The sequence below is a fragment of the Streptomyces sp. NPDC059853 genome (genome assembly GCF_042731495.1).
Classification (GTDB): domain Bacteria; phylum Actinomycetota; class Actinomycetes; order Streptomycetales; family Streptomycetaceae; genus Streptomyces.
On the sequence record NZ_JBHWJL010000040.1, the window covers coordinates 1 to 8475 of the forward strand.

Genomic DNA, 8475 nt, shown 5'->3' on the forward strand with positions numbered 1-8475 from the left:
CATTTGTTTTAAAGTCACTGGGCCCCCCGGCCGCACACAACCCTGACGGCGGCTCCGGGGGCCGCCGTGGACGGCCCGACTGGCGTGCGGGGGGGGAGAGACGGCGGATTCACGCCGGGGCCTTGCCCGGAACGCCCCTCATCCCCCACCATGTCCGATACCGCGAACGCGCACCGCGCGTGGCGCGCACCACCGACCCGGTGGACCGGTGGCCTTCCCCCTCGCCACGGTCCGGACCCCGCCGGCGGCGCCTCCCCCGGGCGCCGCGGCACCCAGCACCGGCGGCCCGCCCTGCCGCCCGTGCTGACCGCAGAGGCCCTGGCCGCCGCTTCCCCAAGCCGGCGGCCGGGGCCTCTCCCCATCCCGGGGCCGGGTCGGTCCGGCCGCGCCCGTGCCCACACCGGGCACGCCTCATGCCCCCCATGAACAACTCGTGTCCATTCCGTGACCACCATGGGCACAACCGATCGAATATGTGAGCGGTCGAACGTGGTGTCATCATCGTTTCTACGAGAGGCACTTATGAAGCTTCGTCGCGCCGCCGCAGCAGCGGCCGTGACTGCTGTCATGGCCCCCGCGGCTCTCCTGGCCGCATCCCCCGCGTTCGCCACCGAGGGCGAACGGCCCGCCGGGGCCCCGGAGACCGTCCAGGAGGACGGCACCGCCGGGGACACCACGGAACCGGACACCGCGGACGGCACGGAGCACGACGCCGACGACACCGGCCCGGACACCACCACCCCGGACCCGGACGGGACCGGAACCGCGGAGACCGAGCCCGTCGGCACGACCGATGAGCACGAGATCGTCGGTGGCATCAGCGGTCCGGGCGGGGGCGAGGACTCCGACGACGACGCCGGTGAGGACGAGGACACCGACGAGGAGGACACCGACGACGACTCCGGCGAGGACGACTCCGGCGAGGGCGACGACGACAGCGGGGGACTGCCGGACCCCGATGCCGAGTGCACCGACTACGCCTGGGACGTCGAGGCGATCGGCACCGAGCTGATCGGCCTGCCCTCCGAGGTCGTCGCGGGCCAGTGGACCGAGTTCACCTACCGGATCACCAACGGCTTCGACCAGCCGGTCGAGGAGCTGTACGCGTTCGCCGAGGTCTACGCCTGGGACAACGAGAACTTCGACGACATCGCCATCGACCTCCAGTGGTTCGTCGACGGCGCCTGGGAGAACATCGAGGACGCGTGGGGCTACTTCGGCGTCACCGACGTCCTCGCCCCCGGTGAGTACGCCGACGCCCGGCTGCGCCTCAAGGCCGCCGCCGACGCCCCCGCCGGGACCGGCTACGCGCTGAGCACCGGCGTGTACGTCTCCCCCGACGGTGTCTGCCAGGAAGGCGAGCTGAACACCTTCTACTTCGACATCGTCCCGGCCGGCACCACCCCGGACGACACGCCCGCCCCCGGCACCAAGGAGCCGGTCAACAAGCCCGCCCCGCAGGGTGAGTTCGAGAAGCTCCCGGTGACCGGTGAGCTGGCCGCGACCGGTGCCTCCTCGGTGCTGCCGCTGTTCACCCTCGCCGGTGCCGCCGCCGTGGCCCTCGGCGCCGGGACCATGGTCGCCGTCCGCCGCCGCTCCGGCGCCACCACCGCCTGAGCCGACGGCCCACCGACCGAAGGGACCCGCCCCACTGCCCCCGGAAGGCGGGTCCCTTCGCCCCGTCCCGGGCCGCCCATACCGGCGGCCCGGCGGCGCGGCCCCCGCACCGGCCGCCCGGTCCCGGCACACCGGCCCACGTCTCAGCGCACCCGCAGCGCCTTCAGCAGCCGCAGCATCCGCGAGACCAGCGCCGCGTACCGCCGGTCGTCGAGGCCCAGCACCGGCGGCCCCATCGGCAGCAGCCGCTGCTGCGCCACGGTCTGCGCCTCGGTGTACTTGGTGATCCCCTCCGCGCCGTGCCGCCGCCCCAGCCCCGAGTCGCCCCAGCCGCCCATCGGCGCGCCCACGCTGCCGTACGCCGCCGCGAACGCCTCGTTGATGTTCACCGTCCCGGCGCGCAGCCGCGCCGCGATCCGGCGCGCGCGCCGCCCGTCACGCGACCACACCGACGCGTTGAGCCCGTAGGGGGTGGCGTTCGCCCGCGCCACCGCGTCCGCCTCCTCCGTGAACCGGTACACCGACACCACGGGGCCGAACGTCTCCTCCGCGCACACCAGCATCGGGGGCCGTACCCCCTCCAGAATCGTCGGCTCGTAGAAGTACGGGCCCAGGTCGGGACGCGCCCGGCCCCCGGTCCGTACGGTCGCGCCCCGTTCGACCGCGTCCGCGACATGCCGTTCGACCCGCTCCAGCTGGGCCCCGGAGCTGAGGGACCCCATGTCGGCGCCGTAGTCCAGCCGCGCCCCCAGCCGCATCGCCCGGGTGTGGTCGGTGAACCGCCGCACGAACGCGTCGGCGATCGACTCGTGCACGTACAGCCGCTCGATCGAGATGCACAGCTGGCCCGCGGAGGAGAAGCAGGCCCGGACGGCACCGGCCGCCGCCCGCTCGACATCGGCGTCCGCGAGCACCAGCATGGCGTTCTTGCCGCCGAGTTCGAGGCTGACCCCGATCAGCCGGTCCGCCGCGCCGCGCGCCACCGTGCGCCCGGTGCGGGTCGAACCGGTGAACGTCACGTAGTCGGCCTCGCGCACCACCTGCGGGCCGACGACGGGCCCGGCGCCGAGCACGATCTGCCAGACCTCCGGCGGCAGCCCGGCCTCGATGAGCAGCCGGCGCGCCCACAGCGCGGTGAGCGCGGTCTCGGTGTCGGGCTTCATCACCACCGCGTTCCCGGCCACCAGGGCGGGCAGGGCGTCGCCGACGGAGAGTTCGAGCGGATAGTTCCACGGCGAGATGTGCCCGACGACCCCGCGCGGATGGCGCAGTTCGCGCACCCGGGTCAGGAACAGGAACACACCGGTGTGCCGCCGGGGGCGCAGATAGCCCGGCGCGCGCCGCCCGTAGTGCCGGGCGGCGCACAGCACGGCCTGCACCTCTTCGTGTGCGTGCAGCCGGGCCTTGCCGGTCTCCAGCTGGACGAGGTCGAGCACCTCCTCCTGCCGGTCGAGCAGCAGATCGTGGAAGCGCAGCAGGACGGCCGCCCGCCGCCGCACCGGCCACTGCCCCCACGCGTCCTGGGCGGCCCTGGCCCGCTGGAAGGCCGCCGTCACCTCGGCCGGGGTCGCCTCGGGCAGCTCGGCGAGCGGCCGGCCGGTGAACGCGTTGTGGCAGACGGTCCGGCCGCTGCCGGTCACTCCCTCGGTGAGCCGCTCGACCAACCCGGTGGGCAGCTCATCGGACCGCGATGTCGTCATAGCGGGAGGGTACGGCCGCGACGGCCCGCTGCCTATCGGGCCACCGGAACCGTCCCGGCGCTCAGTAGCGGTAGCTGTCCGCCACCGCGTCGAAGACCTCCGCGATCGTGTCACCGGCGGCGGCCGGCCCGCGCACCAGGACCGCGTGGTAGCGGTCCCCCAGCTGCATCACCTGGCTGTGCGCGATCCACTCGCCGCCGTCCGCGCGCCAGCGGAAGTCGCCCTGCGCCATGACGGACGCCCCCACCCGGGTCTCGCGCAGGCCGCTGGAGGTGGCGTACGTGTCGGCGCGGAACCCGTCGAGCTCGCTCAGGTGATCCATCTGGTAACTCATCGGGCCCTGCGCGTACTCGGCGGTGCCGTCCCGGCCCGGGACGACCACGATCTCGACCTCACCGCCGGAGAACACCACCGCGCCGTCGGACGTCGTGGTCCGCGACCAGTCCTCGGGCAGCGACATGGAGAACCCGGCCGGGTCCTCCAGCACGACGTAGCCCTGCGGGAGGCCGCGGCCCCCCTGTCCGTCCGGGCTCGGCTCCCGCTCGTCCCCGTCCGGGTCGTCCGTGCCGTCCGTGCCGTCCGGCGGGCCGCCGGACGGGCCGGGCGGCTCGGGCGTGGGATCGTCGGACGGCTCGCTGCTGACGGGCGGCTGGCCGGCCCGGTCCTGCGGGTCCTCGGCCAGGAACAGCATGATGTAGGCGATCGAGCCCGCCAGACCGAGCAGGGTCAGCGTGAGCAGCAGCTTGCCGAGCCGGCGCGGATGGTGTCCGCGTCCGCGCCCCCGGCGGCGCGGGCCGACCAGTTCGCCCCGGCGGCGCACGATCGGCAGCCGGCGCGGATCGGAGGGCCGTCCGGGCTCCAGCGCGGGCAGCGGTGTGGTGACCGTGCGCCGCCCCACCTCGGGTTCCGGCGCGCTGCGCAGCAATGAGCGGAGCCAGCCGCGCAGTTCCTCGGCGCTGGGCCGCTCGGTCGGGTCCTGCCGCAGCAGCGACTCGACGATGGGACGCAGCGCGCCACACTCCTCGGCGAAGGCGGGCGGCTCGGAGCAGACGGCCTGGACGAGTTCGGCCGGGTTCTCCTCCGGGTACGGCGGGTGGCCCTGCACGGCCCGGAAGAGCAGAGCGCCCAGCGCCCAGAAGTCGGCGGGCGGGCCGACCGGCGGGGCGAGCTGCCAGTGGTCGTGCACGGGCCCGGCCTGCTCCGGCGCCCAGCGCTCGGTCACGGCGCCCACGGTCATGATGCGCGCCTGCCGGGCGCGTTCGGCCGCCAGCGCCGTGTCCGGCCCCCGGTACCGGGGGGTGGCCGAGGTCTCTATCGCCGCGTGCGGGGCGGGCGGCGGATCCCATCCGGTCCGCACGGGGCGGCTCTCGCGACCGGGCGCGGGCAGTGCGGCAGGCCCCGAGCCGTTCCCGGCGGTGCCGGAAACCGCCGCAGGACCGGTGCCAGCGGCCGGGCCCGCACCCGGACCCGCGGCGGTCCCGGCGGCGTTCGCTCCGGCCTTCGTCCCGGCCCGGTACGCGGCGATGGCGCCGCTGCGCGCGGCCCGCTCCTCGGCGGAGAGCCGGGCGCCGCCACCGCCCTCGAAGTCCCACGCGGCCGGGAACCCCTGGGAGGCGGAAGCCTGCGGCCCGCCACCGCCCCAGCGGCGGTACCGGTCGGTGACGCCGGGGTCGGCCGGGTCGGCGTCCCAGCGTTCGGCGGCGACACCCAGCGGCCCGTGCCCCCCGGCGGCGGGCGGAACCCCCGGCCCCTGCGGCCCGGACGGGGCGGGCACCCCCGCACCGCCGGGGCGCCCGGCGGCAGGACCGTACCCGTTGGTGCCGTCATGCCCGGCGGCGGGGCCGTACCCCTCTGTGCTGTCGTGCCCGGTGGCTGCCCCGTACCCGTCCGCACCGTCATGCCCGGCGGCTGCCCCGTACGCGCCCGCGCCGTCATACCCGTCCGCGCCGCCGTGCCCGGCGGGGGCGCCGTACGCGCCCGTGCCGTCCGGGCCCGGTCCGTGGCCGGCGTACGGCTGCGGCCCGTCCGGTACGTGCCGGCCGTCGTATCCGGCGCCGTCCCGGCCGCCGCCGTGCGTGCCCTGTCCGTCGCCGCCCTGGGCGCCGTACGGCTCCTCCCCGGCGCCGTCCGCCGGACCGTGCCACTCCCCCGCCGTTCCCTGGCCGCCGGTCGGCTCACCGGACCCGTCCGCGCCCGCGCTGCCCGCCGGCCCGCCGTCCCGGCCCGCCGCCTGCGGCCCGTGCGGCGGCGCACCGTCCCGGACCTCGCCGGGGCCGCCGTCCCAGCCCGCCGCGGCGTACGGCTCCTGTCCGGCGCGCTCCGCGCCGCCGTCCGGCCGGCCGTGCCATCCCTGGCCGGCGGACGGTGCGCCCTGGCCCCCGGACGACGCCCAGCGCCGGTAACGGTCCTCGGCCGACGGCTCGGGGCCGTCACCGCTCCACGGGGCACCGGCCGCCGGTCCTGCCGGGTTCTGCCGGGGCACGCCCCAGGCCTCGCCCGTACCCGGGGCCTGCCCGCCACCGCCCGGTGGCAGGGACTGCCGGTCGGACCCCGCCGGGGCCGGCAGCGGGTCGTAGCCGCACAGCACCTCCTCGGCCGCGCCCGAGGCGAGGCCGGTCAGCAGCGCCCGGCCGTCGTCGCAGATCAGCACGGTGCGGGTGGTGACGTTCCGGTGGGTCCAGCCGTGCGCGTGCACGATCCGCAGCGCCGCCAGCAGATCCGCCGCGACCTCCGCCGCCCGGTAGGGGCCGAGCCGGGACTCCGCCAGCACCGCCGCCAGCGGCCTGGCGGGGACGAGTTCGCTCACGATCCAGAGCCCGTCGCCCTGGACGAACACGTCGAAGACCTGGTCCAGCCGGGGATGGTCCGGCAACTGCCCGGCGGCGGCCGCCGCTTCCAGGGCCCGGCGCACCACCGGGTCCTCGGGCGAGCGTGTGGCCCGGTCGCCCACCCCGCGCCGCGCTCCCGCCGGGCGGGCCCGGCCGCCGTCCTCGTCGACCACCTCGGCGTCCACGACCTCCGGCAACGGCACCTGCCGTACGAGCACTTCCTGCCCGCTCGCCGTGTCGAACGCCCGTGACTCGACCAGTTCGAACGCCTCGGACGGCGTCCTGGGAAGCCGATAGCGATCGGCCAGCAGCCGCCCCGCGTACGTTTCCACGCCGCCTCCCCACCGCTTCCGTGCCTCGGCCACTCACGATACTGGCCGTAGACATACCACGCCGACGATCCGTCAACTCCTGGCCAAGCCAGTCTGTATCAGGACCGAGTCACGGCAACGGCGAAAACGTACGGAAAGCGGTGTCCCGAAGGGTGCGGCACTCCTCCTCGTCCCACGCGTCGGCGGCACACGTGATCATGATGGCGTAGCCACGTCCGGGGTCGACCTGGAATCCCCGGTTCAGGACACGTACCCGCGTACCCGCCTCCGTACGCTCGAACTCCCAGTCGGCGACGGTCGGGTAGCCGCGCCAGCCCACCGTCGCGATGCCGATCCGCTGGTAGTCCGTGCTGTTGTTGCGGACGGCCGGTTCCAGACCGCGCCAGGCGCCGGCCGCGTCGTCCCCGGGGGTGTCGTTGAAGTCGACCTGCACCTTGGGCGGTCCCCCGTCCGGGGCGCTGAAGATGCCGCCCGAGTTCTGGCCGGCGATGCCGGTCCGGCGCCAGCCCTCGGGCAGCGACATCCGGAACCGGAAGGTGTCGTCGGACAGTTCGGCGTACCCCTGGGGGTTCTCCGGCAGGGTGCCGTCCCCGTCGTTCTCGGGCCGGGTGCCGGGGGCCCCGGACGACTCGCCGGAGTCCGCGTCATCGGCCGGCGGCTGCCCGGGGTCGGTGCCGGGGTCGCCGTCCGGATCCGTGCCGGGGTCCGCGCCGCCGCCGGAGGGGTCGGTGCCCGGGTCCGTACCGGCGCCGCCGTCCGCGTCGTCCGCCGGGCCGTCGTCACCGGGCTGTTCCGGCCCGTCCGGGTCCTGGCCCTGTTCCTGGTCCTGCTGCCCGCCGTCGGCCTCGTCCCCGCCGCCGCGCGTCATGAGCAGCGTGGTGCCGATGACCGCCAGCACGGCGATCAGCACCGCCGCGACGATCAGCCCGCGCTTGCCGCCGCCCGCCGGGCCGGGGCCGGGCGCGGGCGCGCCGTAGGGGGGCGTGTGCTGCGGCGCGGGCGGCGCGGAGGTGTCGGCGGGCGCGGCACCGGCGGTGCGGAGCCCGACCACCATGGTCCGGTCCTCGGAGCTGTCCGGTTCGGCCGTCAGGGCGGCGGTCAGCAGGGCGCGGGTGCCGGGCTCGTCCAGCCGCTGCTTGGGCGACTTGGCCAGCAGCCCGGTGATGGCCTCGGTGAGCGGCCCGGACGCGTGGCGCGGGGGGCGCAGCGGGGCGTTCATGACGGCGGACAGCGTGGCGATCGCGCCGCCCTCGTCGTACGGCGGGCGGCCCTCGACGCAGCAGTACAGCAGCGCGCCGAGCGACCACAGGTCGGCTGCCGGGCCCAGCGATTCGCCGCGCGCCCGCTCCGGGGAGATGTAGGAGGGGGCGCCGACGAGCATGCCGGTGGAGGTGATCGAGGGGTCGCCCTCGACCTTGGCGATGCCGAAGTCGGTGAGCACGATCCGGCCGTCCTCGTCCGCGATGAGGACGTTGGACGGCTTCACGTCGCGGTGCAGGATGCCCTTGTCGTGCGCGGCGCGCAGCACGTCGAGGATGGCGAGGCCGATCTCGGCGGCCCGGGCGGGCGGCATCGGGCCGTCGTCGCGGATGAGGTCGGCGAGCGAACGGCCCTCGATCAGCTCCATCACGATCCAGGGGCGGGACCCCTCGTCCACCACGTCGTAGATGGTGACCACGCCCTGGCTGCGGATGGTGGCGATGGCCTTGGCCTCGCGCAGGGTGCGGGTGATCAGGCGCTTGCGTTCGCTGTCGTCGATGCCGTTGGTGAGGCGGAGTTCCTTGACGGCCACCTGGCGCCCGAGGATCTCGTCGGTGGCCTCCCAGACGGTGCCCATGCCGCCGCGGCCCACGATGGAGATGAGCCGGTAACGGCCGCTCAGCAGCCGTCCGGGCGGCGGGGTGGCCAGGCCGGCGATCTCACCGGCGCGCCGCCGGGCGGCGGCCTCGGCGGTGTCCATTGCGGCGGTCGGCGTCGGTTCGGAGGCCGGTGCCGGTT

Annotated in this window: 4 protein-coding genes; 1 reads left to right on the top strand and 3 read right to left on the bottom strand. The window is 75.8% G+C overall.

The window, feature by feature from the left end; genetic code table 11:
- Window positions 1-555 precede the first annotated feature (555 nt).
- Window positions 556-1617 (top strand): hypothetical protein, encoded by a 1062-nt coding sequence (locus ACFV5N_RS07010; RefSeq protein ID WP_385595137.1) that lies wholly within the window; start codon window positions 556-558, stop codon window positions 1615-1617.
- 143 nt (window positions 1618-1760) lie between these two features.
- Here ACFV5N_RS07010 and ACFV5N_RS07015 read toward each other — a convergent pair whose 3' ends face one another.
- The 3 genes from ACFV5N_RS07015 to ACFV5N_RS07025 all read right to left on the bottom strand — a co-directional run.
- Entirely contained in the window at window positions 1761-3317 is a 1557-nt protein-coding gene (locus ACFV5N_RS07015) for a succinic semialdehyde dehydrogenase (protein ID WP_385595140.1), read from the bottom strand.
- A gap of 61 nt (window positions 3318-3378) precedes the next feature.
- A complete protein-coding gene (locus ACFV5N_RS07020) occupies window positions 3379-6477 on the bottom strand; it encodes a hypothetical protein (RefSeq protein WP_385595141.1) in 3099 nt (1032 codons plus the stop codon).
- Window positions 6478-6586: 109 nt separating this feature from the next.
- The coding region (locus ACFV5N_RS07025) for a protein kinase (protein WP_385595143.1) at window positions 6587-8475 on the bottom strand (1889 nt) is incomplete at its 5' end.

What these genes read in the sequence shown, in the direction of transcription:
- ACFV5N_RS07015 (WP_385595140.1), bottom strand. Translation starts at nt 3,317, where the DNA reads ATGACGACATCGCGGTCCGATGAGCTGCCCACCGGGTTGGTCGAGCGG.